General features: G+C 51.5%; 27 protein-coding genes. 13 read left to right on the top strand and 14 right to left on the bottom strand.

Going from position 1 to position 26,088, the window contains the following annotated elements:
- The first annotated feature begins 68 nt into the window (after positions 1-68).
- Together CWE07_RS07045 and CWE07_RS14580 are read left to right on the top strand one after the other, a co-directional pair.
- A complete protein-coding gene (locus tag CWE07_RS07045) occupies positions 69-818 on the top strand; it encodes a hypothetical protein (RefSeq protein ID WP_111569217.1) in 750 nt (249 codons plus the stop codon).
- Positions 815-937, top strand: a complete 123-nt coding sequence (locus CWE07_RS14580) for a hypothetical protein (RefSeq protein ID WP_275541011.1) — start codon at positions 815-817, stop codon at positions 935-937. The genes CWE07_RS07045 and CWE07_RS14580 overlap by 4 nt, the downstream gene beginning before the upstream one ends.
- Before the next feature lie 13 nt (positions 938-950).
- Here the strand turns inward: CWE07_RS14580 and CWE07_RS07040 are convergent, their stop codons facing one another.
- The 5 genes from CWE07_RS07040 to CWE07_RS07025 form a co-directional block, all read right to left on the bottom strand.
- Positions 951-1,907, bottom strand: coding sequence for an ATP-grasp domain-containing protein (locus tag CWE07_RS07040; RefSeq protein WP_111569218.1), 957 nt, complete (start codon positions 1,905-1,907; stop codon positions 951-953).
- 13 nt (positions 1,908-1,920) lie between these two features.
- Positions 1,921-2,850, bottom strand: a complete 930-nt coding sequence (locus CWE07_RS07035; protein ID WP_111569219.1) for a patatin-like phospholipase family protein — start codon at positions 2,848-2,850, stop codon at positions 1,921-1,923.
- A gap of 130 nt (positions 2,851-2,980) precedes the next feature.
- Entirely contained in the window at positions 2,981-3,616 is a 636-nt protein-coding gene (locus CWE07_RS14395; RefSeq protein ID WP_181452261.1) for a methyl-accepting chemotaxis protein, read from the bottom strand.
- Positions 3,580-4,551: a PAS domain-containing protein gene (locus CWE07_RS14575; protein WP_146608516.1), complete on the bottom strand. Its 972-nt coding sequence runs from the start codon at positions 4,549-4,551 to the stop codon at positions 3,580-3,582. Before CWE07_RS14575 ends, CWE07_RS14395 begins: the two co-directional genes overlap by 37 nt.
- A 142-nt stretch (positions 4,552-4,693) precedes the next feature.
- Positions 4,694-5,581, bottom strand: coding sequence for a LysR family transcriptional regulator (locus CWE07_RS07025; protein ID WP_111569220.1), 888 nt, complete (start codon positions 5,579-5,581; stop codon positions 4,694-4,696).
- A 148-nt stretch (positions 5,582-5,729) separates the two neighbouring features.
- On the opposite strand from CWE07_RS07025, the gene CWE07_RS07020 reads away from it, so the two are divergent.
- Together CWE07_RS07020 and fghA are read left to right on the top strand one after the other, a co-directional pair.
- On the top strand, positions 5,730-6,854 hold the full coding sequence (locus tag CWE07_RS07020; protein WP_111569221.1) for an S-(hydroxymethyl)glutathione dehydrogenase/class III alcohol dehydrogenase: 1,125 nt from the start codon (positions 5,730-5,732) through the stop codon (positions 6,852-6,854).
- Positions 6,855-6,863: 9 nt separating this feature from the next.
- Positions 6,864-7,709: an S-formylglutathione hydrolase gene (gene fghA, locus CWE07_RS07015; protein WP_111569222.1), complete on the top strand. Its 846-nt coding sequence runs from the start codon at positions 6,864-6,866 to the stop codon at positions 7,707-7,709.
- A 92-nt stretch (positions 7,710-7,801) separates the two neighbouring features.
- Here fghA and CWE07_RS07010 read toward each other — a convergent pair whose 3' ends face one another.
- Positions 7,802-8,287, bottom strand: coding sequence for a YajQ family cyclic di-GMP-binding protein (locus CWE07_RS07010; protein WP_111569223.1), 486 nt, complete (start codon positions 8,285-8,287; stop codon positions 7,802-7,804).
- A 56-nt stretch (positions 8,288-8,343) separates the two neighbouring features.
- A complete protein-coding gene (locus CWE07_RS07005; protein WP_111569224.1) occupies positions 8,344-9,282 on the bottom strand; it encodes a LysR substrate-binding domain-containing protein in 939 nt (312 codons plus the stop codon).
- A gap of 135 nt (positions 9,283-9,417) precedes the next feature.
- Between CWE07_RS07005 and CWE07_RS07000 the strand changes: the two genes are divergently transcribed.
- Entirely contained in the window at positions 9,418-10,029 is a 612-nt protein-coding gene (locus CWE07_RS07000) for an FMN-dependent NADH-azoreductase (protein WP_111569225.1), read from the top strand.
- A gap of 73 nt (positions 10,030-10,102) precedes the next feature.
- Here the strand turns inward: CWE07_RS07000 and CWE07_RS06995 are convergent, their stop codons facing one another.
- Positions 10,103-10,429 carry a DUF6694 family lipoprotein gene (locus CWE07_RS06995; RefSeq protein ID WP_111569226.1) on the bottom strand — a complete coding sequence of 109 codons (327 nt, stop codon included), beginning with the start codon at positions 10,427-10,429 and terminating at the stop codon, positions 10,103-10,105.
- A gap of 308 nt (positions 10,430-10,737) precedes the next feature.
- On the opposite strand from CWE07_RS06995, the gene CWE07_RS06990 reads away from it, so the two are divergent.
- Positions 10,738-11,004 (top strand): MCP four helix bundle domain-containing protein, encoded by a 267-nt coding sequence (locus CWE07_RS06990; protein WP_111569227.1) that lies wholly within the window; start codon positions 10,738-10,740, stop codon positions 11,002-11,004.
- Between the two features lie 24 nt (positions 11,005-11,028).
- Entirely contained in the window at positions 11,029-11,193 is a 165-nt protein-coding gene (locus CWE07_RS14310; RefSeq protein WP_157983236.1) for a hypothetical protein, read from the top strand.
- A 34-nt stretch (positions 11,194-11,227) separates the two neighbouring features.
- Here CWE07_RS14310 and CWE07_RS06985 read toward each other — a convergent pair whose 3' ends face one another.
- Complete coding sequence (locus CWE07_RS06985) at positions 11,228-12,403, bottom strand: RNA-guided endonuclease InsQ/TnpB family protein (RefSeq protein WP_111569228.1); 1,176 nt, start codon at positions 12,401-12,403, stop codon at positions 11,228-11,230.
- 119 nt (positions 12,404-12,522) lie between these two features.
- On the opposite strand from CWE07_RS06985, the gene CWE07_RS06980 reads away from it, so the two are divergent.
- Complete coding sequence (locus CWE07_RS06980) at positions 12,523-13,752, top strand: ISL3 family transposase (protein ID WP_111569229.1); 1,230 nt, start codon at positions 12,523-12,525, stop codon at positions 13,750-13,752.
- Positions 13,753-13,898: 146 nt separating this feature from the next.
- Entirely contained in the window at positions 13,899-14,414 is a 516-nt protein-coding gene (locus tag CWE07_RS06975) for a YqiA/YcfP family alpha/beta fold hydrolase (protein WP_111569230.1), read from the top strand.
- Positions 14,415-14,436: 22 nt separating this feature from the next.
- On the opposite strand, the gene dgt is transcribed toward CWE07_RS06975, so the two are convergent.
- The 5 genes from dgt to CWE07_RS06950 are packed head-to-tail and all read right to left on the bottom strand — an operon-like array spanning position 14,437 to position 22,375.
- Positions 14,437-15,906: a dGTPase gene (gene dgt / locus CWE07_RS06970; RefSeq protein ID WP_111569231.1), complete on the bottom strand. Its 1,470-nt coding sequence runs from the start codon at positions 15,904-15,906 to the stop codon at positions 14,437-14,439.
- Between the two features lie 17 nt (positions 15,907-15,923).
- Complete coding sequence (locus tag CWE07_RS06965; protein WP_111569232.1) at positions 15,924-16,790, bottom strand: DUF7281 domain-containing protein; 867 nt, start codon at positions 16,788-16,790, stop codon at positions 15,924-15,926.
- A 10-nt stretch (positions 16,791-16,800) separates the two neighbouring features.
- Positions 16,801-18,045: a hypothetical protein gene (locus CWE07_RS06960; RefSeq protein ID WP_111569233.1), complete on the bottom strand. Its 1,245-nt coding sequence runs from the start codon at positions 18,043-18,045 to the stop codon at positions 16,801-16,803.
- Positions 18,045-18,668, bottom strand: a complete 624-nt coding sequence (locus CWE07_RS06955; protein WP_111569234.1) for a condensin complex protein MksE — start codon at positions 18,666-18,668, stop codon at positions 18,045-18,047. The genes CWE07_RS06960 and CWE07_RS06955 overlap by 1 nt, the downstream gene beginning before the upstream one ends.
- Positions 18,665-22,375 (bottom strand): ATP-binding protein, encoded by a 3,711-nt coding sequence (locus tag CWE07_RS06950; protein ID WP_111569235.1) that lies wholly within the window; start codon positions 22,373-22,375, stop codon positions 18,665-18,667. Before CWE07_RS06950 ends, CWE07_RS06955 begins: the two co-directional genes overlap by 4 nt.
- A 259-nt stretch (positions 22,376-22,634) precedes the next feature.
- Between CWE07_RS06950 and CWE07_RS06945 the strand changes: the two genes are divergently transcribed.
- Genes CWE07_RS06945 through CWE07_RS06930 form a run of 4 tightly spaced genes read left to right on the top strand, consistent with a single transcriptional unit; the run spans position 22,635 to position 26,042 of the window.
- Complete coding sequence (locus CWE07_RS06945) at positions 22,635-23,261, top strand: PepSY-associated TM helix domain-containing protein (RefSeq protein ID WP_157983235.1); 627 nt, start codon at positions 22,635-22,637, stop codon at positions 23,259-23,261.
- Between the two features lie 13 nt (positions 23,262-23,274).
- Positions 23,275-23,790 (top strand): DUF2271 domain-containing protein, encoded by a 516-nt coding sequence (locus CWE07_RS06940; protein WP_111569237.1) that lies wholly within the window; start codon positions 23,275-23,277, stop codon positions 23,788-23,790.
- A gap of 34 nt (positions 23,791-23,824) precedes the next feature.
- Positions 23,825-24,667 carry a DUF4198 domain-containing protein gene (locus tag CWE07_RS06935; RefSeq protein ID WP_241974088.1) on the top strand — a complete coding sequence of 281 codons (843 nt, stop codon included), beginning with the start codon at positions 23,825-23,827 and terminating at the stop codon, positions 24,665-24,667.
- A 1-nt stretch (position 24,668) separates the two neighbouring features.
- A complete protein-coding gene (locus CWE07_RS06930) occupies positions 24,669-26,042 on the top strand; it encodes an NADPH cytochrome P450 oxidoreductase family protein (RefSeq protein ID WP_111569238.1) in 1,374 nt (457 codons plus the stop codon).
- The last annotated feature ends 46 nt before the right edge of the window (positions 26,043-26,088 follow it).

Raw genomic sequence — 26,088 nt, 5'->3', positions numbered from 1 at the left:
CGACAAATAGCATAGTTTAAGCGCCCTAATTATGTTGCAAAAAGTTTGATTTCTGCTTAACTGAGGTGATGCAAGGTTTGCTTCGCATCGCCTATTGGTTATGTGTCGCCAGCGTCGTTAACATAACTATGATGCCACGTTATGGGCTGGCCGACGATATCCAACGTACCCTCAACTGGGCTATCAATACCGCCCCACCGTTTCATATTGTGCAAGGCGCCTATCAAAACCAAGGCATTTGCGATGCGCTGATGCACGCGGTTGAAGACACGCTACCGAATTATCAGACCAGTCGGACGTTAATGCCGCAGACCCGCATCGGTGTGATGTTTGAACGCGACACCAATCAATGTTTCCCCTGCATGATTTATCGTCCTTACGACGCTCAGCAACGCACGGTCTTGAGTGCGCCCACTCACCGTTATCAGCCCCACGGTATTATTGCGCTTCCTCGTGTTGCGGCGCGCATGCGAGAACAGTTTGGCGACCCAGTGCCGTTGCACTTGTTACTTGAAAGCAATGACTTTCGCTTTGTCCAGCCAGCCGGGCGTCAGTATGGCGCATTACAACCGCTTTTGAATTTACATGAAGGGACCAGCAGCTACCGCGTTGTTCGCACTGGCGAGTACGCCACAGTCGCAATTTTAGACATGATTTTAGCTGGCAGAATCGACTATACCCTGGACTACCACACTCTGGTGCGCTATCACCAACGCACGGGCCAAGGCGAGCTCGAGTTTGTGGAAATCGCCGAAACCGAGGGTCAGCAAGTATTGGGGCTATCGGATGTACGAACAATGCGTGGGGTCGCGATATGATTGCAACCATCAACCAAAATATCGATGAAATCCGCCAGCATCCGACATTCTTACAAAGTCTTGGACTTTGGTTTGATGCCCCTGCAGCAGTCGCCACAGGGGAGCAGTTAGAAAACTAACGATGCCGTTAGTTTACCGTGCGAGGGCGATCAGGTAATCAGCCACCGCGCCCATACCCGTCACGCGACCACCCGCAGCCGCTTCAGCAGTTTGGTTGTAATTGGTGTTGGTGTTGACATCATAGGCATAGATATCGCCATACTTGTCTTCAATTAACTCGATACCTGCGACGTCAATACCAGCATTGCGCATAAAGGTTTCAAGGCGTCCAATGATGGCATGACCATGATAACGCTCTGTTAGCACAAACTTCGCCGGCGCAGTAGCTACCACTGGCTGCTCGCCCACCGGGCAAGCGGCGTCACCAATAGCGCACACGTCGGCAGGGCATAACTCAAAGCCCTCGGACGTATCGACTTGTACCGCGTATATAAAGCGCTGCCCGACGAATTCACAACGGGTAATAAAGGGAGCCTGGGGCACGATATACTGTTGCAATAACCAAATGCCATCAAGCGGCTCCTGATATTCCGGGCCATTCACATAAGCGCTTAACGCTTGCGCGTTATCGAACTTCATCACCCCTAAACCTTTACCACCACGGTTCGGCTTAAGAATCACAGGCCATTGCTCAAAATCATCTGCAGCCAGAGTAATTTGCTCCCGGCCGACCACTGCACGAGTCTTTGGGGTGCGAATGCCAGCTTGCTGCAACGCCGCATATTGCGACAATTTACAGGTTTCCAAATACAGTGCACGCAAACCATTCACGACGGTCACCTGCGAGTCGCCCGCGTGCTCTAACCAGGTCAGCGCCATGCGGGTGAGTTCGGGTGCAAAGCGATGCCCTCGCGTATGCGACGATGCGCTCATACGGTTGTAGTAAACGCCAGGCTTAGGGGTTTTATCAAAGGCCACGTAATCTTCATGCAAAAACCACTCATTCGCTTCAACGCCGCGGCGGGCAAATTCAGCGTGTAAAGGTACGACCCATTCTTGGTTTTCGTGCAAGATAAAAATTGGTTTCATTCAATCCTCGTCGTTAGGCGGTCTGAGCGTCACTCACCGGCTGTGCCTGTTCTGAAGGCAAAATGGCACTCGCTTGGTGGCTTGGCATCATGGGTTGGTCTTGTAAGTATAGCTTAGCAACCTCGACCCCTTGTTGGTAACCTTGATTAAGTTTATCTAAGTCACGGGTAAAACGAGCCACTGGGAAATCCTCAGGTGGGCATAATTGCTTAACCCGGCACCCTTGCGGGGGATTTTGGATAAATGCCAGCGCGTCATTATATTTACGCTCACGCCGAAGCGCGGCACCAAGTAGACGTGGGTAATCGGCTAGCAAAGGTTTGAGCATGCTCGGAAAGCGCACCCGCTCCTTGCGATAGCTTTCAGGTACTGAGCGGATCACCAGGATATCGTTTGCGCCTTGCTTATGGGCATAGCGCACCGGGATAGAATCACCCAAGCCACCGTCTGACATCGCTTCGCCAGCTACTGCGGGGTAGTCACGAAATACAATCGGCATTGCGCAGGACGCAGGGAATACCTCATCAAGGTTATGCGCATCGACTTTATGATACAACGGGAGACCTGTACGCACTGACGTAGTGACCACCCACATCGGGATATTGCGGCTTACATACTGCGCCATGTTAAGGCTCAAATCGGCACGCGAGGTTTGCCACAACCAACTAACGTCACATAGATGGCCGCCTTTGGCATAACGTGAGAAACTGAAAAAGTCCGGCCGCCGCGCGTGGTCTGTAAGAATTTGATAGCTGCGCTTATGGTCGCCTGTCAGGTAAGCAATCCCTGTGGTTGACCCCGCCGATACGCCTATTACCATGTCAAATGGGTAGTAGTCATGCTCAATGAATGTATCGAGTACACCGGCAGCAAATATACCCCGCATCGCGCCACCTTCAATGATTAAGGCGCGACGTTTTGGATTCTCACTTTGTTGCGACATCAAGATTCCCTCTCTTGATTTAAATGACGTACCAGTCAATCTAATACTCAGGAAGGAGGCAAAATGATCAATCTTTTAGGCCTGATTCAGCAATTTTACAGAACCTTTGCGAAAGCCTTCGCTGGCCTATCTACGCGTTATTAGCAAAACGTCGCACCAGAGCCTGCATTTCAGCGATGGTTTCTTCAAGATGAGCGCTCGCGTCCGCTGTCGCTGCAGCGTTCTCCAGTGCTTTGCCTGCACCATCTGCCATATGCGTGACCTGTTCGCTGATATGTTCTGCGACATTGCTTTGCTCTTCAACTGCCGTCGCCATCTGCTGTGTGGTGTCACTAATTGCAGTGACAGCACGGTCAATGGCCTGTAATGCTTGCTCTGTTTCGCTGACCTTATCAACGCCAGACTGCGCAGCTTTTTCTCCAGCCGCCGACACCGTCACGGCGCTGGCAGCACGCTTACTTAAGGTTTCAATAATGGTATGAATGCGGTCCGTGGATTCGCGCGTTTTACCCGCTAAGGCACGTACCTCGTCGGCCACAACACTAAACCCACGCCCATGCTCACCTGCACGCGCAGCTTCGATCGCTGCGTTGAGTGCCAGCAAATTGGTTTGGTCTGCAATTTGCGATATGAGGTCCGCGGCTTGACCAATCTCGCCGCTTGATTGCGACACTTCATTCACGGTACTGACGATACTTTGAACCGCGTCATGTAATTCGTGAATAGCGTCTAAGGCCTGACGTGCCAAACGTGTGCTCTGGGACACATGTTTGGCTGCAGCTGACGCTTTTTCCGCATTGCCCTCGACGTTATCAGCAACCTCTTCAATCGACACCGACATTTGATGAATTGCCGATGCGGCTTGTTGCGGCATTGAGTACGTGGTTCGGTAATTTGGCGACTGCTACTGGCTTGTGCCGAGGTGTCTGCAACAATTTTACGCAGCCCGTGGGTGGCGTCTTCAATCCGCGCGAGCCCAGTGCGGGCACGCGCAGCTTCACTTAACAACACCATCTCAACTCTGGCTTTAGCACCGCCAAAGCGTGAGTAAGTATTCGCCACCATGGCACTGCTGAATGCTTCGGGGTTTGTGGTGAGCAAGGCGTGGTAACCAGCCTGGGCATGTCGCAATTGCCATGCAATCGTCACCACCAAAGCCACCAGCACCATCACACCCGCAACCCCACCAAACCACGTACTCAATGCCGCAACCAGCAGCACGCCAGGTAACCAGACAGGGACAAGTTCACGCAAGTAGAAGTTCGCATACTGGTGCCAGGCAAAAGCTTTGCGTCCCGCGCGCAAACGACTGTACACCCGCTCTGCACGCTGCTTTTGTGCAGCCGTTGCCGGCACTCGAACTGACTCATAACCCACGACCTTGCCGTTGTCCTTGACTGGTGTAACGTAAGCACTCACCCAGTAATGATCACCGTTTTTACGCCGATTTTTAACCAACCCCATCCAAGGCTTACCTTGTTTTAGCGTAGCCCACATATTCTTGAACACACTCGGTGGCATGTCAGGGTGGCGGACAATATTATGAGGCGCGCCCTCAAGCTCTTCGCGGCTAAAACCACTGACTTCTAAAAAGTCCTGGTTAAATACCCGTATTTTACCGCCTAAGTCAGTTGCAGAAATGAGTCGTTTGCCTTGATCGAACTCATATTCGCGGCCAGTAATTGGTTGATTATTACGCATGCCCCCTCCGTGATGGGTTATGATATGTGTCAAGCGCTTATCAACCTTATGTTACCGTAACGCGGGTAAAGTTACAGGAGAATTTAGTCTAATATTTGGTCTAGCATTCAGGTGAGTTAGCTACGTTTTCCATAACCCTTTTTTAACCCGCCGATTGCTGCAAACGTTGCAGCAAAAAGTCGAGCAAACTGCGTACTTTAGGAGATAAATGACGGTTTTGTGGGTACAACGCCCAGATGCCGTCATCACTTGGGCGGTACGCTTCCATGATGGCGCGCAATCGCCCTTGCACAAGGTCTTGCTGCAAATAGTAGTCAGGGAGTTGAGCTATCCCCATGCCTCTGCGCACTGCATCTAACAGCGCGACGCCGCTATTGCAGCACCAAAATTTGTGCGGCCGCACATTCAATTCACCGGTGTGCCCGGGGTTGGCTAGACGCCAATGGTTCATGGTGCCGGACAACAGTCGATGCTGACGCAAGGTGTCTGGGCTGTCCGGCTCGCCATAGCGCGCAAGATACTCAGGGCTTGCCACCAAATGATGACTGCGCTGACCGAGTTTGCGCGCAATCATACTGGAATCGTCTAAGTGACCTAAGCGAATCGCGAGGTCAAAACGCCCTTCAATTAAATCTAAGCGTTGGTTGGTCAGATCCATGTCCAGCTGTAAGTCTGGGTGTTGGCACAAAAACTCGTTCAACAAGGGGGCTATCACCGTCTCGCCATAAAACACTGGGGCCGTGATGCGCAGCCGGCCCTGTGGGCTTTGCTGTAAATTGCTTAAAGCGCGGTTCGCGTCATCTAAGCCTTGTACTAAATGCTGACAATGCTGCAAGTACACGCGCCCTTCTTCACTTAAGCGCACTTGCCGGGTTGAGCGATAAAACAGGCGTACTTGCAGGCGTTGCTCTAACTCATTCACGTTACGGCTCACTTGCGCCACCGACATGCCAAGCCATTTGGCGGCTTGGGTAAAGCTGGCGTGCTCCGCGACTGCTACAAACTCACTAATTCCCTGCCATTGTTTCACGTCACTGCCCCCGTTTTGACTAAAACACCCATCATTATTGCATATATACAAAGCTTAATTGCATTTAGTAAGGATTATCTTACCAGCATAGATAATTAAAATAGCGCTATACTTTTACACATCAGCTTTTTAAATAAGGGGAATATCGATGTCGACTATGAAAACCCGTGCCGCGGTGGCTTGGGGCCCAGGCCAGCCACTCAAAATTGAAGAAGTAGACTTAGAGTTACCAAAAAAAGGTGAAGTGCTGGTGCGTATTACTGCAACTGGCGTGTGTCACACCGACGCGTATACCTTATCGGGTGCCGATCCTGAAGGCATCTTTCCATCAATTTTAGGCCATGAAGGTGCAGGCGTCGTCGAAGCAATCGGCGAGGGCGTGACTTCAGTGGCGGTGGGCGACCATGTCATTCCGTTGTACACCCCCGAGTGTGGCGAATGTAAGTTCTGTAAGTCTGGCAAGACCAACTTATGCCAGGCTATTCGTAGTACGCAAGGCAAAGGTTTGATGCCAGACGGCACCACGCGCTTTTCAAAAGACGGCGAACCGATTTATCACTACATGGGCACAAGTACGTTTGCAGAACACACCGTAGTGCCAGAAATTGCACTGGCGAAAGTCAGCAAAGATGCGCCATTAGAAGAGATTTGTCTGTTAGGCTGTGGCGTGACCACAGGCATGGGTGCAGTGCATAACACCGCCAAGGTGCAAGCCGGCGACACCGTGGCCGTATTTGGCCTCGGCGGCATTGGTCTGTCTGTGATTATTGGTGCGGTGCAAGCCAAAGCCAGCCGTATTATTGCGATTGACATCAACAACGACAAAGAAACCATTGCCAAGCAACTGGGTGCCACCGACTTCATTAACCCGAAAGATTTCGACAAACCCATTCAGGAAGTGATTGTGGAGATGACCGACGGCGGTGTCGATTTCTCGTTTGAATGTATCGGCAACGTCAAAGTTATGCGTTCGGCGCTGGAAGCCTGTCACAAAGGCTGGGGTGAATCAGTGATTATTGGTGTCGCGGGTTCAGGGGAAGAAATTTCCACCCGTCCATTCCAGTTAGTGACTGGGCGCGTATGGCGCGGCAGTGCATTCGGTGGGGTGAAAGGCCGCACTGAATTACCTGACTATGTACAACGCTACTTAGACGGTGAATTTAAACTCAGCACCTTTATTACTCATACCATGGGGCTGGATGACATTAACCAAGCGTTTGATTTAATGCATGAAGGTAAATCTATCCGTACGGTGATTCACTACGACCGTTAAGAGGTGAACATGACCACAACTGCACTAGAGAAAGTCAGTGAACAAATAGCTTTTGGTGGCCGTCAAATCCGTTTTAAGCACCGCTCTGCGGTGCTTAACTGCGACATGCAGTTTTCGGTGTACCTGCCACCGCAAGCTGAGCACGAAGCAGTCCCAGCGGTGTACTGGCTGTCAGGGCTGACCTGTACAGACGAGAACTTCTCGAGCAAAGCTGGGGCACAACGTGTCGCCGCAGAATTGGGCTTAGCGCTAATTATTCCCGACACCAGCCCGCGTGGCGACGACGTGCCAGACGATGACGAAGGCGCCTATGATTTCGGTCATGGCGCTGGCTTCTATGTTAACGCGACCCAGCAACCTTGGGCCAAGCATTATCAGATGTACGATTACATCGCCAAAGAGCTGCCAGGTTTGGTGGAAGCCGAGCTACCCCTGACTCAGGACCGCGCGATTAGCGGACATTCCATGGGTGGGCATGGCGCGTTAGTGATAGGTTTGCGCGAAAGCTTATTTAGCTCAATTTCTGCGTTCTCGCCGATTTGCCACCCGACCGAGTGCCCTTGGGGGCACAAGGCCTTTGGCAACTACTTAGGTGAGGACAAGTCGACCTGGCGCGCTTACGATGCCAGTTTGTTGCTGCAAGAGCGTGACTCAGTCCCCCCGATATTGGTAGACCAAGGCACCGCAGATAACTTTTTAGCGGAGCAATTGTTAACCCCAGCACTGGAAAAAGCCAACCAGCTCAGTGGTGGCGGCGCACAAATTCGCTATCAACAAGGTTATGACCACAGCTATTACTTTATTGCGAGCTTTATTGAGGAGCACTTACGCTTCCACGCGCGTAATTTACGTTAAACATGTGCCCAAGCCTTGTATGAAAAAGCTCTGGTAACAAAAAAGGCTGCATGTGTAGCCTTTTTTATCATCCTGCGGGCATGATTAAATGCTTAATCGCGGAAGTTCTCGTATTGCAGCGGTAGCTCAATATCACTGTCTTTCAGCAAAGCAATCGCGCCTTGCAAATCATCACGCTTTTTACCCGTGACGCGAACTTTCTCACCTTGAATGGAAGCTTGTACTTTTAGCTTCGCATCTTTAATTTTCTTAATAATTTGCTTCGCAACAGGCTGATCGATACCTTGCTTAAACGACACATGGTAGCTGTATGTCTTTCCGCTGTGTACAGGCTCGTCTTCCATGTCCACGCCAGCCATAGAAATACCGCGACGCGTGCAGTTATTACGTAAAATCTCGACCAGCTGCTCCAGTTGAAAGTCTGACTCGGTCATTAAGGTCACCGTCAATTCTTTCAATTCAATGGATGCTTCGACACCGCGAAAATCAAACCGGGTCGTCAACTCACGAGCGGCATTGTCTACTGCGTTACGCAACTCAACCTGATCAATTTCAGAAACAATATCAAAACTTGGCATAGCTTCAATCTTCCTTTCTCATCCTATCTATACACGATAGCTCAAGCATATCAGTTTTACTCGCCCCAAGCATCGGAAAGCTCACCAATTCCTGCCTCACGCGCTGCCACAGGCATATGCTCAACCAAAAAATCAATTAATACCCGTACTGCTGGTAACAAGCCACGTCGGTGGGGGTATACCAAATGCATATTGCCAACGGGTAAACGCCAGTGCGGTAACACGGGGGCCAACTTACCCTGTTCCACATAGTCACGACATAAATACACCGGAATTGCCGCCATGCCCTGGCCTTGGCTGGCTGCTTCTCGCAGCACCCAAAGGTCGTCGGTAATCAAGCGCGGCTGATAACTCATACTGAAGTGCTCGCCGTCACAGGACGTAAAATCATACTGGTAACGGCCGTGGGTGTAGTGCATCGATAACGAGGGCCATTCGACTAAATCCATCGGGTGGTCAGGTTCCCCATGTGCCTGAATGAAATCAGGTGCTGCGAATAAGGCTAATGGAGACGGCGCCAATGGTCGCGCAATCAAGGATGATTCTTCGATACTTGGGCGCACGCGCAAGGCAACGTCAATTTGATCGTTCATCAGGTTCACCGGCGAATTGGTTACCACCAAATCCAGCACGACATCGGGGTATAACGCCATGAACTGAGGCAATATTTTCATTAGCAAACTTTGGCTCAGAATATGTGGTGAGCTCAAGCGCACTTTGCCCCGAGGCTTTTCCTGTACAAACTGGGTTACTTGGTCTGCGGCTTCAGCGGCAGCCACCAGCGTCTGGCAATGCACTAAAAATGCATGTCCAACGTCAGTTAAGCTTAATTTACGGGTGGTTCGATTGAGCAACCGCACCCCCTGTTGCTGCTCAAGCTCACTAATGCGTCGGCTCAGCGTACTTTTTGGCATCCCCATTGCGCGCGCCGCAGCGCTGAAGCTGCCATGCTCAATCACATGGGCGAAGAGTGCGAGGTTGGTTAAATCTTTCATTTTTTATCCCATATATGGAACAGTGAATTCTATTTTAGGCATCTAGTCATTGAATTGGAACATGTTAAGCTAGCCTCATCGTAAAAAGCTTTAATAAATAAGCTTTTAAATTGAAAAAACAGATGTGAGGTTGTGATGAAAATTCTACACGTAACAGCAGGTATCTTTGGTGACAACTCTGTGTCAACTCAACTGAGCAACAAACTTGTTGAGCGTCTAAGCAAAGGCCGAGACGATGTCAGCGTGGTTGTGCGCGACGTGGCTGCAACAGCCATTAGCCATTTGGACGCTGAGGTACTGATGGCCGCAAGCACCGCCGAAGGTGATCGTAGCCCACGCCAAGTGGAAGAGCTGGCACTGACTGAAACCTTGCTTGAAGAGATTTTTGCCGCGGACGTGCTAGTGATTGGCGCACCGATGTACAACTTCACCATTCCAAGCCAGTTAAAAGCTTGGTTTGACCGTATCGCCCAGGCTGGTCGTACATTCCGCTACACCGAGAACGGCCCGGAAGGCTTGTTAACTGACAAGAAAGCCTATGTGGCATCAGCACGCGGTGGATTTTACTCAGAAGGTGAAATGGCAGCCCTTGACCACCAGGAAAGCTATGTCACCACCATTTTAGGTTTTGTCGGCATCAAGAACGTCACTGTGGTGCGTGCAGAAGGCGTAAACATTAGCGACAGCCAGCGCGAAGAATCTATTCAAGCGGCAAGCGCAAACATTGACGCGTTAGCATTAAGCTAAGCGATTAGAACAAATAAGGCCGTCGTGTTGCTGCTACGGCCTTATTCTTTAATCAGAATTGAGAACTTTGGAATTAAAGGTTCTGCTCCATATCCGCTATCACCTCTTCACCCGTTTTACCGTGTAAACGCTGGTAAATAGCGCGCTCAATTTCTTCTTCACTTAAGCCTGACGACGTGCCGTTCGCCAGCTCGTCAAACATAATCATGGCTAAAGCATCAGAAAAGTCAGCTTGCTGTTGCTCATCCAACGACGCCATCACGTCCTGAATGGACGATTCAAATGCACTCTCATCGCTTAGATCAAGGGTTGGGCCAGCAGAGCCAGTGTCAGAGCAAGCGATTAAAAACAGACAGGCTAATGCAGCCAGCCATGCATGCGGCCGAAAATTTGTAAACATAAAGGCACCTATTCATCAATGATTTGACCGAGTATATCGCACCATGGCAGATGCACAACGGGTGATCGCGTCAGGATAAATTTTATTTCGATTTAAATGAACTGCTAAATCACGTAAAACCGTTCTAACGCAATCACATATATCAATTTATATAACCAACAAGAATGGAATGCATGTTATGAGAATAGCAACTCGGCTGTACCTGAGCTTCGCGATTGTCTTAGTGCTGATGCTGGGCTTAACCGCTTATGGTATTTTTCAGGTAGTGCAAGTCGACAACCGACTCACCAAGGTGAATCAACAAGATAGTGTTGAGCAACGCACAAAGCCTGCTATTAGAGCAAACTTCCCCTATCTACGCCGACTGGCTAGCTGCAATTAACGATTTAATTGATTATCAGGAAGCGAGTATCGCCACCCAGGTCAACGGCGTCATTGACGAAACTGCTGGCTTCGCTGCTGGTATGCTATTGATTACCGTGATCGCTTTAATTGCCGGGATTATTATCGCCTACACCACGGTGCAGCGCATGGTAAAACCATCGGTGGTGAACCTGAAGACGCGTTGGCTTTAATTGCTCGCATCGCACGCGGTAATAATGTCGGTAGCGATCAAAACCAAACATAAGCGCAGCATCATGGCGGCCGATGTGGCCGGTAACGCCCAGCAAAGCTTCAATGACGGCGAGCGCGAAATTAGCGAAGCCTCTGCTACCCTTGAAGCGTTGGCGGCTTCATTGCAAAGTGACTGCTCCCCGCCCTAAGCGCTAAAGCGCCATGGGCGAGGCTTCCAACTTCTCAGGCAGCGGCGAGTGCTTGACTCGTCTTACGCTTGCCTCCATTGGCAGAGACCGACAGTCCTGCGGCCTTTAATTTCAAAATACCCTGCGCTCGAATGTTCAGCGCAGCATTAAGGTCTCGATTATGCCTGATTAAACAAGCAGGACACTGCCAGTCGCGCACTTTAAGCGACAACGATTCCAGTTTGTGTCCACAGCAGAAGCAGGTTTTAGAGCTGGCGAACCATTGCTCGATTTTAACCAGATACTTGCCTTGCGCTTTGGCCTTGTACTCCAGCTTTTGGATCAAGCCTGACCAACTGGCATCGGCAATGTGCTTGGACAATTTCCTGTTCTTCAGCATGTTTTTGACTTTCAGTGTCTCGACAATTACTGCTTGGTTTTCGTCAATAAGTTGCCGAGACAGCTTGTGCTGAAAATCAGCACGCGCATTTGCCAGGCGTTGATGCGCCTTGGCAAGTTTGAGTCGCGCTTTTGCACGACTTTTGCTGCCTTTTTTGCAGCGTGATAAGGCTTTTTGTTTACGGCGTAGATTGGCAGTGGCTTTTTTTAAAAAGCGAGGATTCGGTTCTTTCTTGCCGCTGGAATCAATGGCTAGGTGTGTTAAACCCATATCCAGTCCGAGCACCTGGCGTGCATCCAAATCATGGATAGGTGATGGGGCTTCTTGCCCATCATCATGTAGCAGTGAGGCATAGTATTCACCCGTCACGGTGCGAGACAGGGTGATGCTTTTCAGTTTTCCTTCGACCTTGCGGTGAATACGCGCCTTGATAGGCTCCATCTTTGGGATTTTGACCCATTCATCACCACAATCAACGCTCATGCAATGATAGCTGGACTGCCTGCCGTGCTTGCACTTGAACTTGGGATAACGAGCTGGCAGCTTAGGGTCAAAGAACCGGCTAAACGCTTTATCAAGATTGATACACGCCTGCTGGAGTGCAATTGAATCAAAATCTTTGAGCCAGTGATACTTGCGGGACTTTTTCGCCACAGCCAACAGCGGCTTGAGGTCTTTTTTGGCCTTAAGCTTCAGGCCGCGACGCTTGTACTGGCTGCTGATAAGATGCAAAGCCTTGTTATACGCAAAGCGCACAGCGCCGAACTGACGGTTTAAAAACTCCGCCTGCTCAGGTGTGGGATAAATGCGTACTTTGGTGGCCTTTAACATCGTTACTTCACTACTGTTTTTATATGGGTCTTCATTTCTTTTAGTGGGTCACCCTTTATTTCCCTGCGGTTTTTGGTCACTATTATTCCATCCGACTAATCGATGGATGGTGACCAATATTGGATCAATGCACTCTCTACGAGCAGATTCTTGGACTCTCAGTACCCTGGTTTGTCTCAGACGTTGAGCTTGATAAAAGCCAGAGTGAAGTCGTAGTCCAGGTCGACATCGACAAAGGCACAGCGCTTGTCTGCCCCCGATGTGGCCGTGCCTGCCCGGGTTACGACTCCCGGGAACGTCGTTGGCGTCACCTCGACACCTGTCAGTTCCGAACGCAGGTAGTTGCCCAAGTCCCCCGTGTGCAATGTCCGGAACATGGTTGCCTGACGGTCAGTGTCCCTTGGGCGGAACAGAACAGCCGGTATACGCTGCTATTCGAAGCCTTCGTCATTAGCTGGCTCAGAGCAGCCTCGATCTCTGCGGTCAGCAAACAGCTGCGCCTGAGCTGGACTGCCATCGACAACATCATGGAGCGAGCTGTGCGCCGGGGCCTTGCCAATGTATCTGACCGAGATACGACCCGGCTGGCTGTCGATGAGACCGCATTCCGCAAAGGGCACGATTACGTCACGATCGTCTCCAACGGCCATGGACAAGTTCTGTCCGTGGAAGACGGCAGATCTGCACACAGCCTTGGCTGCTTTTACGCCAGCCTGGATGAGACTCGCAAGCAAGAGATCATCTCGATCTCTATGGATATGAGTCCGGCTTATCAGAAAGCGACGTTTGACCATATCGAGAAGGCCCATAAGAAGATCGCCTTCGATCACTTCCATGTCGCGCAGATGCTGACCCGAACGCTCGATGCCACTCGCAAGGCTGATATGAAACGAGCGGATAGCTCCATGCGGCAGGAGATCCATCGAAGTCGATACACTTGGCTACGGCAACGCCGAGGCCTTGAAGGGCAGCAGATCCAACAGATCAGGCAGTTGTCGGATGTGCTCAAAGACACGGGGCTGGTGTGGTACCTCAAGGAGAAGGCGCGAGATATCTGGCGCGGTTACCGGGTCAAAGGCGCTCGTGCGGCGTGGCAGGAATGGATTCACATGGCCCGGCTCACAGAAGTTCGAGCTTTAGTCTCAACGGCCAAACAAATCGAAACCAAGCTGTTTGGCATTCTCAACGCCATGCGATTTCAGGCTTCCAATGGACTAGCGGAGGCAATCAATGGTCAGGTTCGAGCTTTAAAGGTCCGGTCCCGAGGATTCAGGAGTAAGGAAGGATTTAAGCGGGCAATACTGTTCCATTATGGCGGGCTGCCTATGGCACCCAACCCACACGGATAAGTGAAGAGCCTTTTATATACAGTATACTTGCACATGTGTGCAGCCTAATCAAGACCGCTCACGAAATTAAAACCAACGCCTTATATCGCCGCCCGACTGGGCGAGGGTTTACGGCGTGATTGCTAAATTCCAAATTGACGAGGCGCATGCGTAAGATGCAGATCATTTTTTCCCACGGTAAAGAAAGTGGGCCCTGGGGCACCAAAATCAAGCGTTTGGCCGACACCGCCAAGCGCTTAGGTTGCGATGTAGAGAGTATCGATTATTCGGATACCATGGACCCGGATACACGCGCCGCACGCTTACAACAGGTGCTACAAGACAAAGACCTAGCAAGCACAGTGCTGGTGGGTTCCAGCATGGGCGGTTATGTCACCTTGCAAGCGTGCAAGCAGATGCCGGTGCAGGCTGCATTTATACTGGCACCGGCGATTTATATGCCGGGCTACGAGCACCAAGCACCGACACAGAAGATTGCAAACCTGACCTTAGTCCATGGCTGGCATGACGACATCATCCCGGTGGAGCATTCGATTCGCTTTGCACGTGAACAAGACTGCACCTTGCATCTGGTCAACGACGACCATCGTTTGATTGATAGTTTGGACGCGATTGATGCTTGGTTTGAGGTTGAGTTACAGCGTTTAATCACCGCGCCCTAGAGTATCTATTTAGATACACGTATTAGGCACGCAAGGTATGGAATTCGTCCAATGCGAATTGGTCGGTCATGCCACTTACCATATCTTGAATCAGGCGGCAGCGTGCGTACTGCTCCCATAACACGGGGTCGTCATGCTCACGCTCTGCCAGCTTCTGGTATGCCGCCACGTGTTTATTCGCCAGCCGCTGCAGTAAGCGACTTTCCAACAACATTTGGCGCTGGTCTCCTGCCAATAATGCACTGAACTGGTCCTTTTCTAAGTGCAGCAAAGGCGCGTAGAAATCGAGTAACCCAGTAATAATGCGATAGCCTTGTAACTCTAAGGTTTGCACCTCAGGCACGCAAAATATATGTTCCCGCGCCACCGTTTTTAAGCTCTGCACCAATGCATGAGCGGGCGAATCGTCCTCCAGCAATGCACGGTTCAAAGTGCCTGCCTGCACTGCGCCAAGATTGTCTACCACAGCGTGCGCCGCGTGGGTGACCAGCGGATGGGTCAGTTGTACCCGCAGGCTGACAAAGAACTCATGGTTTTTATTAATCGGTTCGCGCTGATAGCGGCGCCAGGCGCTATCGATTATCTGGGCAAATGAGCGCTGATTAAAATGCTCGCCTTCAGGGTCATTTGGGTAACTTAGGCTAAATTGCTTGGTTAACAGCTGGCATAACTTCTCGACGTCCAGCAAACCCTTATCCACGCCGTCTTCAATATCAGCCAAACAATATGAAATATCATCCGCAGCTTCCATTAAATAGGCTAACGGATAGCGCGTGCCTGGCTGCATCTGAAGTTGCTGCCATAAGCGATGTACGTAAGGTGCCTCTGACACGTAATAACCGGGCTTTTTATGCAAGTAACTTAAGGCTTGGTCGTGTGGTGGCGTTGGCGCCGTAGCTTCGCGGGTATACTTAAGGATTGCCGCGGTTTGCATGTAGGTGAGGTTTAAGCGCTGCAAGCTGGTGACGATACGAATGCCCTGTGCATTGCCCTCAAACTGAGCCAGTTCCCGTAACAATGCGTCACGAGCTGGGTGCGCATGCTGAAAACCAGGAAAAGCCGCCGCGTGGGACGCAAACCAGCGCGATATCGCCGCTTCACCAAAGTGACCAAATGGTGGATTGCCAATATCGTGCATCAAGCACGCCATCTCGACCGCCGACTCAATGCCGCGTTGATACCCGTCCAAACCCGCACGCCCTAAGGTGTCAGCGGGCATTAGCTCAAACAAAGTGCGGGTAATAAAGCGACCAACTTGTTGTACTTCAAGGGAGTGGGTTAGACGACTGCGCACCGCCGCATTGCGCTCAAGGGGAAACACCTGGGTTTTCTGCTGCAGACGGCGCACCGCGGCCGAATTAATAATCCGCCCACGGTCACTTTCCAGCTCACGCTCAAACGCGGCAACATTCAAAGCTTTAACTGGGGCATCAGACGGATACGGCCGCGCCAGCGATAGCCGCGCACTAAAATCTAAGTCGTTATCTGCCATTAGTATCCCCTTTTAATTTAATCTTGGTCCTGCATATTAACCCACCGCATGGGCTCAAAGTGCATCCATTCTTGCTTCAGGCCTCGATGTGTTTGTTTCATCCACTCAACATAAGCGCCTAATTCGGCTTCGGCCTGAAGACTTAATAATAAATTAAACTGTTTGGCTGGAAGGTGCGCCTCGGCACTGAGTGCTTTAAAGCGCTCTAACGCCGGTACGGCAACATATTCAAAATCATACCTTTGCAGCATTTTTATTGAAAACGCATCTAAATCGACCAAGCCATATTTAGTGCGACCTGTCGCTTTCCATACATGCAGCAGGCGTTTAAAGCCGCTGTGATAAAAGCGATCTCCACGATACACGATAAGCGCTCGCGGCGGCCAAGTAATAGCCAGTTCATGCAGGCGATAAAATACTGTCAGGTTCTCCACCATGATTAAGTGATCGAAGGCTTCAAGTTGAATGTTGCGATAATCCTCATCAACAACCAACCATTGTGGCACATCGCGCGTCGATTGAATGCCCAGCCCCACGCCATCGCGAGTCGCTAACAATACACGCTGCCGCCGCGGCGAATCACTGCGACCTTTATGCTCAGTGTCCCCCTGATGCGCGCTATCGACCCTATCGCCGTCGACGCTTTTCACTAAAGCTTGGAAGTGGCAAGCCACCAACGCGCGCTCAACTTGTTGAAACCACTGCTTGGTGCACCTAACACGCTTCCCAACATGCATGTTGTCTGTGTCTATATAATTTTGCTGCGCCCAAGCTACAATCGAACGCATCGTGTCATTAACTGAAACCAGGATAGACTCACTCTCACCCATTTTTTGTTTAATGCGCAGCAGCTGATTGCGCTGGGCCAGTGTTAAGTCTTCCATGGATACTAACTCATGCAGCGAAATGAAAGTTTAAGCGCAAGTCTTCAATCACCATGACTTGGTTATGGCGATGCATTGGGTGCTCGTCACGTTGTAACATAAATAACCGACGCTGTTCGCTATGTAAGCCTTGGTATTCACCGAGCACTTGGAACAACCAGACTTCTGGGTCCCAATCGAGTTGTTGCTGGGTCAAATATTCGAGCGCCGAGACCGCTTGACCGCTGTCGATGACATGCAACATGAAAGCTTCCACATCGGCTTTCAGAGCTTGCTCACGTGCCGCGACGAGTGGACTGTCGATATCAACCTGCACTTGTTCTTGGCTACTGGGTAGTACGTCGTGGCTTTGCTGGCGCGGTATATGAGCCAGCAGTTCAGCTGCCAGCGCACTGGCAACGTGGCTATCCAGGCTTATTGCTGCTGCGGGCCGAATCGGCTTAGCTTGGTTGATTAAATCTGGCACCTGGTGACGATAGGCATAGTCACCGACCACAAAATTGGTATGTTCACGTAAGAAGCCAGCCATATTCGCAATCAACACGCTGCGAGCTTGCTGCTCCCTGAAGCGCACCATCAGTTGTACCAAGCGCTTTTGCACTTCCAGCAAGCTACTATGGTGGGCACTTAGCTGACGCTGCAATTGGCTGACCAAGAGCTTGCGCAACTGCACATTGCCCTCACCTAGTTCGATCAACATATCAAAATCGACCAGATTCAAACCATCGAGTAAACGCGTAATTTGCTTTTGCGCGCGCTCGTTTTCACGAATTTTATCGCTCAAGCTACTAACAAAACCAAAATTCGAGTTTAAGCGATGCCATAAACTATCAATCGCCTCTCCGAACTGCCCCGCTAAATCATGCACCAAGGCCGTCAGGCGCTGTAACTGCAAGTCTGCTTTGGTGACGTCGCCACGACGCTGAGCTTCACGCAAGGTCAGCACGCAGACCCGAATCGTTTCAAGCTTATCGGCCACATCCGAATGCACATGGCGGCGATTCTCATCAGCCACCATACTAGCAATTAAGTCGCTGACATTCGGGCGTAAAATAAAGCCACGGGTGTCGTCCGGTTGATACACAATATGGGCGTGCACCAATTGGCGCAGCGCACGCTCACTCAGCTGCGCTTCATCAATTTCGCCATGCAGGTATGCCGCCATCAGTACTTGGCTATGTTTGCCCAGTAAGCTTAGGCGTTCAATGCCTAAGCTTTGCATCGCATGGGTGTGGGCTAAAGTCGGCTGCGTCATTAAATCAGTGACTCCTGCATCGCCTCTTCACTCACCGGCAAGTTTTCTTCGTCGCGAATAAACCGAACTAACTCAATTAAATAATCAATTTTACCCGTGACTTCAAAATATAAACGGTCGGTATGTGGTTGGCGTACATAGCCGTGCTCGCGTAAACGCTTAAAAATTTGCTTGGCTTGCGCGTCGACCGAGTCGGCCTGGGAGTTAAAGAAGCGATCATTGGCCAGTTGTTTGAGGCGACTACGCAAACTGGGGTTGTCTTCGGTTTTTAGTACAAACTCAGCCAGTTTAATCGCCTCACCCGCACCCAAGGCACCGTCTCGCCCCAACGCCTCTTGCACTAACTGCATCCATTCCAATAACGGCAGTAGCGATTGCACGGTATGCTGTAACTGCTGACTCAGTTGGGCCCGCGCTTGCTCATCAAACTCGATATAAGCCAGGTAAAACACTGCACCGTCCTGGCTTTGGGCCAAGCGCCGATTGAGGGGTTTGAGATACTGGTCAATCGCTTGTTGGCAATCCTCTTGCTGCAGCCGGCGATAATTTTCTTCGTCGCTGATGGCGCAAATGAAATCACCTTGTAATAAGGCCTCTACCAATGGCCCGTGAACGTGGCTCATGATGCCTCCTCTGTCGCTGTCGCAGCAATTTTCTGCGCCAGTTTTGCACTTAACGCCGACACTCGCGGCTGAATACGCTTCAACTGCCCTTTACCCGGTTTTTGTGCGTGAGGTTCAATTAAATAGCGGTGCCTGAACAGTAGTAACACGTCCGATTCAGGGTTCGGAAACGCACCAACGACTTGGATTTGGTTGCTATCACAGGCTTGGAACAAACGCTCAACATTGTGGTAAGCCAAGGTGCCAATCTCATCAATCGGCCAATGCACTACCACGTTACTCTCGCCGCGAAGCAACCGCGTAAATGCCAGCAAGAACTTACATAATATCAGGTACGCCATGCCATGACTGGACGACTCAAGTAGCTGCCGATCGTTACGAATAATAAGTTCTGACCCACGTTCATTTAAGTGCAACTCAAGCTTTAACAGTGACTCAAAGCTGTATTCTTGGTCCGAGCGCAGTAAATCAGCCACCTCAGCAAGACGGTCTAAGTATGCCTCAGAAGGCATCAGTTCACCCGACTCTACCCACTGCTGATACAGCTGGCTGAGCTGCTTCAGTGGCTGCCAGAAACCCAGTTCGTCGACGGTGGAGGAAATCACCACCTCAGAACGTTGAATTCCCTCAAGGTTCAGCTCATCACCGACAACTTCCGTCAGGCGCCGACTGTACTGACTGACCTTGCGGTTCACATCGTCAAACACCTTAAAAAAGCTTTGTAAGCCACCACCAATATTGCGGCCTTGCTCGACTATCTGCCCACGCTGCGAAGTAAGGATCTGCAATAAACTACCTAATACCTTCGCCTCATCTAATTGGCGAGGGTGTTCACCTAGCGTGGCATATTCGCGCTCAATCAGTTGCTCAAATCCCTCGTTGGCATTGCGCCGCAATTGGGCGCTGAAACGCTCGCATAACTCTTTGAGCTTACGCATGCTCTGTTGCAATTGATTGAGGGCTGCGGTTAACCGCTCGATACGCTCAGCGGTATCACCAAACTGGGCATTCTCTTCAAGATTGCCCGCAGCGCTATCCGGTTGACTATAATCCTGACTCGCCAGCAGATCGTTAAAGCGCTTCAACTGTTGTTCTAAGCTATCGCTAAATTGCTGCAATTGCTGGCGCGTCTGTTGCAGCGCTTTTTCTTCCCCACGCAACTGCTCACGACTCGTATCGCGGGTGGCTTTCAGGCTAATGAGCTGTGCTTCAACGGTCTCAATCTGCTGTTGACCATGTTGCAATTGCTCCAGCCACAGCGGGCGTTGTCGCGCCCAAGTCGCCTGCATAAAGTCCTGATACTCAAGTAGTAAACCTTGACGCTCTTTGGTGACCACAATACGTTGTTGTAGATCAGCAATTTCCCGCTTCAACGCTTGCAAGCCCTCGGCGTCGACACCAGCGGCGGCAAGCTCTTGGTTCACTTGCTTCTCAAGTTCGCGAATTTGCTTCGCATTGTCCGCACGTAACTCATCGACCTGGCGTCGATACAACGCCAGGTCGCTTTGCAGCTTGTCCTGTTGCTCTTGATAATCGGCCTCAAGCTCCAGCTCTAATGCCTTGCTTTCGTGGCGTAAATTCTCAAGTTGTTGACTCAGCTGGTCACGCAGCTGGCTTATCTGATGCTCGATCTCGGCTAAACGCTGGCGACTATCTTGCTGGCGTTGCTTGATTAGCTGAGTATGCGCGGTTTGTAAGCGTTTTTTAGCTTCTTTGGCATAATCCAAGTCGTGCTGCGCGCGCTGGCGTTGCTGCTGTGCTTGCTGCAACTGGTGGTCGCTCGCTTGTACGACTTGAGTCGCTTTTTCAAGCTCCGACTCTAACTGCTCTAAACGCTGTGCCGCGGATACGGTTTCTTGTTCTGCACTGGCTAAGCGCGCTTCAATATCGCTCTCTGCCATGGCGTATTCAGGCTGTGCAATGGCACCTAAATCCAGGCTCAAACCTTGTAGCCCTAACTCATGTGCTGATGATTGCGGGTGTAAGTCGGTGCGCTCCAACAACGGCTGCGCCAATAGCTTACCCAGACTATGCTGCCAGCCTGGATGGTTATCCCGTAAATATTGACGTAACGAACCATGCTCCGGGCTTAATTGGGTTTGCAAAACCTGTTGTTGCTGTTTGGCTTGGTGGTACTGTGCGCGCGCTCGCACCAGTTGTTGGTCACACTCAGTACGCAGGCGCTTGGCGTGGGCACTTGCGCGCTCAGCCTCGGCAGCCCGCGTATGCGCAAGTTCCAACTCTGAAAACTGTGCCTCAATGCGCGCATCGGCCTCCTCCACTTGCGCATGCTCGCTGTCGCTCAACGGCAGTACACCTAACTTCGCCTGCAATGTTGCTTGCTCATTCAGCAGCGCCTGCATACGCTGCTGGCCTTGCTGTTGCATCGCTTCACGGGCCGCTTGGTAGTCCGCTTGTGCGCGCTCAATTTGACTGCGATGACGGGTGGTTAATTCATGCTGCTCGGCCACCACCGCATCAGATGCGGCCTCATTTTTACGCCGCAAACGCTCAAGGTTCTCGCTCAGTGCTAACTTGCGCGCAGCGATGCGCTGGCCGATTTTCTCTTCAATACCGTCGTATTGCTCACGCATCAGGGCTAAGTGACGGGCTTTCTCATCGACCTGCTGCTGCCATAAAGACAGTGACTTAACATCGTCCTCAAGCTGCTCTATGTCGTTATCAATATAGTGCTGGCGTCGGTTCTCGGCTTGGTCTAAATCGCGCTCCCATTGCTGCACCTGGCTGCGGGTTTGCGCTAACTGATCACTGAGCTGCCCACGCTGCTGTTCGTAATCGTGTTCGTTGTGCTCTCGCTGCTGGCGTAAGGTGGTAAGTTCAGCTTCCGCGTCTGCAGCACGAATACGTAATTGCTGGCGTTCACTGTCTAACACTGGCTTAAGTTGCCACAGCAAAGCCTGTGTACTGGCGGTTTCCGCCATGTATTGCTCAATGGTTTGATATTGCTGCTGCAATTCGTCAATGCCCATAAATTGGCGCATTTCTTTAATCCAGGCGCGAATCTTAAGCGGCTTAAAGCTGAGCTCCGGGCGCTGATACCCATCTTCTTCTAAGATGGTGGCGAGCATGCTCTTCAAGGTGTCCATTTTGCCTTCTTTGGCATGCACCGCACTGACCAGTTTTTCAATATGGCGTAACCGCTCAGTACCACCCACGAGCCCAAAACGCGCTGCTAACGGACGCAGGCGCATCATGTCTTTGCGCTGCGCCTTTAACGCCGCTAAGTCGTTCTGAATAATTGCACGGTATTCGCTGGTGGCACTGATCTTATGCGACGTGGCAATACCTTGTTCACGCAAGCGCTGAGCCCACGCCGTGTAACTTAAAACCTGCAAACCGTCGGGACTGTCCTGCACGTACCAGTCACTTTGATATGCGGCATCGACAAAGCGGTAATCCACACCGTCGGCGCGCTTAGTCAGCACCACATGCTTAGTGCCCTGGGCTGACTCATACTCATAAATAAGATACGAATTTTGAAACGGTAAATAAAACACATCAAAGCGGTCGCGGGTTTTTGGCACCACCCGATTCGGTTGCTCGCCGTAAAATACGGGCACAAGGCGTTGCAAGGTAGTTTTGCCTGAGGCGTTGGTACCACAAATATTGGTGTGGCCGGTGACATCCAGCTCCACCACACCTGGTAAATGGGTGTGCAGCATAATAATTCGGTTTAGTTGCGCCATAACGACCTTTTCACTCGCTCCGTGCTGTTAGCTTCAATTTGGCAATAAAGCATGTATCTGGCTTGATTGCCAGCAAGTAATGACTTACCAGCAGGGAGTCTACCTGCAAAGGGAAAACAGGAAAAGTAAGCGACGAAGTAAAAAACAGGTTGTTAATGATAGTTATTCTCATTGTTATTTAGCCACGTTGAATTAAATTTTTAATGTTGTATCTGCTGTGTCCCTTGAAACTAAACGCCGCCGTTCTAGCGCTTTTCGCATGAATACTGTCAGCCTTGGCTCTGTGCGCCAATGGCATTGGGTAAGCTCAGCTATTTGTCTGGCGGGTTTATTATTGTTTGCGATCACTGGCTTCACCTTAAATCATGCCGCGAGTATTGAAAGCGCCGCGACGACGGTCACCGTCGAGCTCGAAATTCCCGCGCCACAACTTGAAGCCTTAGAGCAGCTGTTAGCCCAACACGCTACGACACCAACACCACCGGATTGGCCGCCAGCCCTTGCGAACTGGGTTCAACAGCAGACTTCTGAACGTATCCAGCGCCAGCAACTAGAGGCAGCGCAATGGAGCGCATCTGAGCTGTATATCAGCTTGCCAAGACCGGGCGGCGATGCCTGGTTGGTGCTTGACGCTGATATGGGTGAGCTGCTGTATGAGCGCACCCATCGCGGTGCGGTGGCCTACCTCAACGACTTACATAAAGGTCGTAACACTGGTGCTGCATGGTCGCTGTTTATTGATTTTATCGCGCTTGCCTGCGTGGTGTTCGCAATCACCGGTTTGTGGCTGTTGATACGCCAACAACGCCAGCGGCCTACCACCTGGGCAATCACTACCTTAGGCCTGTTAATTCCGCTACTTATCGTATTGCTGCATCGACTTTGAAAGGAGACCGCCGATGAAATATATAGTTGCCGCTGGCGCATTATGCGTCCTTGGATACACCGCCGTACTGCCGAATCAAGCAATCGCCGCCGAACTGGAAGTCGAAGTGCCGCGCCTGCAAGTCGCAGCCTACCATCGCCCCTACGTTGCGATTTGGGTCAGTGACCCGCGCCAGCAACGAGTTGCTGATGTAGCAGTGTGGTATGACGTCGCCATGCCCGACGCCGAGGGCGAAAAGTGGTTACCCGACATGCGCCAATGGTGGCGTCGCAGTGGCCGCACCCTTTACATGCCAGTCGATGGTGTCAGCGGCGCCACGCGGCCGGTCGGCAAACACCGTGTTGCTTTACCAGATAATTTAAGCGCGGGTGAATATATCGTCCACGTCGAAGCCGCACGCGAGCTCGGCGGTCGTGAGCATATCCAAATTCCATTCAGTGTAAGCGCTGACGGTAGTATTCAAAGCCAACAGCAACATGCACAAGGCAGCAGCGAACTTGGTCAGGTTGCCTTGATTATCAATCAATAACCCAACGCTTTCTTTGTTAACCATAAGGATTTCTATGATGATGCGATTACCTACCCGCGTAACCCAAGCCACCCTAGCCAGCGCACTAATGCTTGCGATGACGTTACCGGCGCACGCCCACCGCGCTTGGATAGTGCCACAAACGACTGTAGTCGCTGGTGACAGCCCAATGATCACCCTAGACGCCGCAATTTCGAATGACATTTTTGTGAGTGACTACCGCGCTTTTAATGCCGCTGGCTTAAGTGCCTATGATGCCGAAGGCAATGACTTAGCTTTGGAAAATGTGCATAGCGGCCGTTTTCGCACCACCTTTGACCTTACGTTAGCGGCGCCGGGTACCTATCGTGTGGCCTCTGCCTCAGCAGGTTTGAGTGCGCGTTGGACCAACCCTGACGGTAGCCGCGGCATGTTTCCTGGCCGCGGCCAAAGCTTCAACGATGCCGAGCTTGAGCAGGCCATACCTGCCGATGCTGACAACCTGCAAATTAGCCAAGTATCGCGCCGTATCGAAACCTTTATGACCAATGGTCAGCCTGACTTTGACGTGATTGAGCCGACCGCGCAGGGCTTAGAGATGCGCTACCTAACTCATCCGAACGACTTGTATACGCAAGAAGACTTGGTATTTCAGCTGTTGATTGACGGCGAACCAGCGGCTGGCGCGACGGTCACCTTATTACGCGATGGCATGAAGTACCGTGACCAGCAAGACGCGATTGAAGTGACCACCAATGCCGAAGGCGAAATGCGCTTTAATCTAGAGCAAGCTGGCAAGTACTGGTTAGAAGCACGCTACCAAGACGAGCAGGCAAAAGCCCCGGCCACCAGTCGCCAAGGCAGCTATGTGGTAACACTGGAAGTATTGGGTGGCTAATATGGAAATGACCGTCGCTGGGGTACTCACTTGGCTTTGGTTACTTAGCTCGGTGTATTTTTATCGTCAGAGCCAACCTAAGATGCCCAAAGCAGATACCCTAACGGCGAACACGCCAGCCAGTACCTTAGTGCTCTATGCGAGCCAATCGGGTCAGGCGCAGCAAGTCGCGGAGCAGCTGTATCAACAGCTCGCTGCCGCTGCGCCCGACGCGGGTCATACTGAGCTCGCGTGCATGTCGGCCATGGACGTTGATACCTTGGTGCATTACCAGCGTGTACTGGTGATTGCCAGCACGTATGGCGCGGGTGAGCCACCAGACAGTGCTCGCCGCTTCGTGCAGCGCTTAAAACACACCGCTCACCAAGCGCTGGCTGCGCATGACAGCAGTTTCGCTGTGCTTGCCTTGGGCGACCGTAGTTACACCCATTTCTGTGCCTTTGGTGACTATCTTGAGGCTGAATTTTCACGTGTCGGGATGCGCCCTTTGTGGCCGCAAGTGCAGGTCGATAAGCTTGCGCCCAAAGACTTAAGCCGCTGGCAACAGCAGCTATCCCAGCACTTTGACGTGCAGCCAACATCGTCGCAGAGCAACACACTAACGGCGCGCTTAGGACACCGCGAAGTGCTAAACCCGGGCAGCCCCAACCCAGCCTTGTGCTTGGTCAGCCTGCAGCTGCAGGCACCGTTGCACGCGGTTCAGGCAGGTGACATCGTGGATATTCAAATTAATGCCACGGAGCGGCGCAGTTATAGTGTTGCCAACGCGCCGCATAGCATACCTAGCGGCGAGACCAATGCCAGCACCCAAGTCGACCTAATTGTACGTCAGCAAATGCGCAGTGACGGCACCCCAGGCTTGGGGTCTTTTTACCTGACCGAGCGCTTAGACGCCGCCAGCGAAGTCAAAGTGATCCCTCGACGTGGGGTTGATTGGAGCCGGGTTAATGCACAAGTGCCGCTGATTGTGATTGGTGCAGGCAGCGGACTTGCAGGCGTACGCAGTGCGTTATGCTGGCGCGCTCAAATTGCTGCAACTCACCGGGCGCCAACGTGGTGTATTTATGGCGAACGCTCTGCTACCTATGATCGTCCATGCGATAGCGAGTTGTTGAATTGGCAACGCGACGGTACGTTGCAGCGCCTCGACCGCGTGTGGTCAGCTTCACAGGGACCACTGCGCTACGCCCAAGATGTGCTGCATCAACATGCTGATCTGTTACGCCAGTATTTACTTCAGGGTGGTTATATTTACGTCTGTGGCAATGCGCAAGGGCTTGGCCAAAGTGTTGACCTGGCTTTGCATGACCTTGTTGGTAGCACCACGATGCAGGTGTTAACTAACCAGGGTCGTTACCTGCGTGACATATATTAATCCTTTGTTATCCTTAACGTAGCTCATATTTTATGATGAAACGCCA

Origin of the sequence: Aliidiomarina maris, assembly GCF_003987335.1 — a bacterium.
In the GTDB taxonomy this organism is placed as follows: Bacteria; Pseudomonadota; Gammaproteobacteria; order Enterobacterales; family Alteromonadaceae; genus Aliidiomarina; species Aliidiomarina maris.
This window is presented reverse-complemented; position numbering and strand designations above follow the sequence as displayed.

Bases quoted from the DNA above. Each gene is read 5' to 3' on its own strand.
- CWE07_RS07045 (WP_111569217.1), top strand. From the start codon at position 69: ATGCAAGGTTTGCTTCGCATCGCCTATTGGTTATGTGTCGCCAGCGTC.
- CWE07_RS14580 (WP_275541011.1), top strand. From the start codon at position 815: ATGATTGCAACCATCAACCAAAATATCGATGAAATCCGCCAGCATCCG.
- CWE07_RS07040 (WP_111569218.1), bottom strand. From the start codon at position 1,907: ATGAAACCAATTTTTATCTTGCACGAAAACCAAGAATGGGTCGTACCT.
- CWE07_RS07035 (WP_111569219.1), bottom strand. From the start codon at position 2,850: ATGTCGCAACAAAGTGAGAATCCAAAACGTCGCGCCTTAATCATTGAA.
- CWE07_RS14575 (WP_146608516.1), bottom strand. From the start codon at position 4,551: ATGCGTAATAATCAACCAATTACTGGCCGCGAATATGAGTTCGATCAA.
- CWE07_RS07020 (WP_111569221.1), top strand. From the start codon at position 5,730: ATGTCGACTATGAAAACCCGTGCCGCGGTGGCTTGGGGCCCAGGCCAG.
- fghA (WP_111569222.1), top strand. From the start codon at position 6,864: ATGACCACAACTGCACTAGAGAAAGTCAGTGAACAAATAGCTTTTGGT.
- CWE07_RS07010 (WP_111569223.1), bottom strand. From the start codon at position 8,287: ATGCCAAGTTTTGATATTGTTTCTGAAATTGATCAGGTTGAGTTGCGT.
- CWE07_RS07005 (WP_111569224.1), bottom strand. From the start codon at position 9,282: ATGAAAGATTTAACCAACCTCGCACTCTTCGCCCATGTGATTGAGCAT.
- CWE07_RS07000 (WP_111569225.1), top strand. From the start codon at position 9,418: ATGAAAATTCTACACGTAACAGCAGGTATCTTTGGTGACAACTCTGTG.
- CWE07_RS06995 (WP_111569226.1), bottom strand. From the start codon at position 10,429: ATGTTTACAAATTTTCGGCCGCATGCATGGCTGGCTGCATTAGCCTGT.
- CWE07_RS14310 (WP_157983236.1), top strand. From the start codon at position 11,029: ATGTCGGTAGCGATCAAAACCAAACATAAGCGCAGCATCATGGCGGCC.
- CWE07_RS06985 (WP_111569228.1), bottom strand. From the start codon at position 12,403: ATGTTAAAGGCCACCAAAGTACGCATTTATCCCACACCTGAGCAGGCG.
- CWE07_RS06975 (WP_111569230.1), top strand. From the start codon at position 13,899: ATGCGTAAGATGCAGATCATTTTTTCCCACGGTAAAGAAAGTGGGCCC.
- dgt (WP_111569231.1), bottom strand. From the start codon at position 15,906: ATGGCAGATAACGACTTAGATTTTAGTGCGCGGCTATCGCTGGCGCGG.
- CWE07_RS06965 (WP_111569232.1), bottom strand. From the start codon at position 16,790: ATGGAAGACTTAACACTGGCCCAGCGCAATCAGCTGCTGCGCATTAAA.
- CWE07_RS06960 (WP_111569233.1), bottom strand. From the start codon at position 18,045: ATGACGCAGCCGACTTTAGCCCACACCCATGCGATGCAAAGCTTAGGC.
- CWE07_RS06955 (WP_111569234.1), bottom strand. From the start codon at position 18,668: ATGAGCCACGTTCACGGGCCATTGGTAGAGGCCTTATTACAAGGTGAT.
- CWE07_RS06950 (WP_111569235.1), bottom strand. From the start codon at position 22,375: ATGGCGCAACTAAACCGAATTATTATGCTGCACACCCATTTACCAGGT.
- CWE07_RS06945 (WP_157983235.1), top strand. From the start codon at position 22,635: ATGAATACTGTCAGCCTTGGCTCTGTGCGCCAATGGCATTGGGTAAGC.
- CWE07_RS06940 (WP_111569237.1), top strand. From the start codon at position 23,275: ATGAAATATATAGTTGCCGCTGGCGCATTATGCGTCCTTGGATACACC.
- CWE07_RS06935 (WP_241974088.1), top strand. From the start codon at position 23,825: ATGATGATGCGATTACCTACCCGCGTAACCCAAGCCACCCTAGCCAGC.
- CWE07_RS06930 (WP_111569238.1), top strand. From the start codon at position 24,669: ATGGAAATGACCGTCGCTGGGGTACTCACTTGGCTTTGGTTACTTAGC.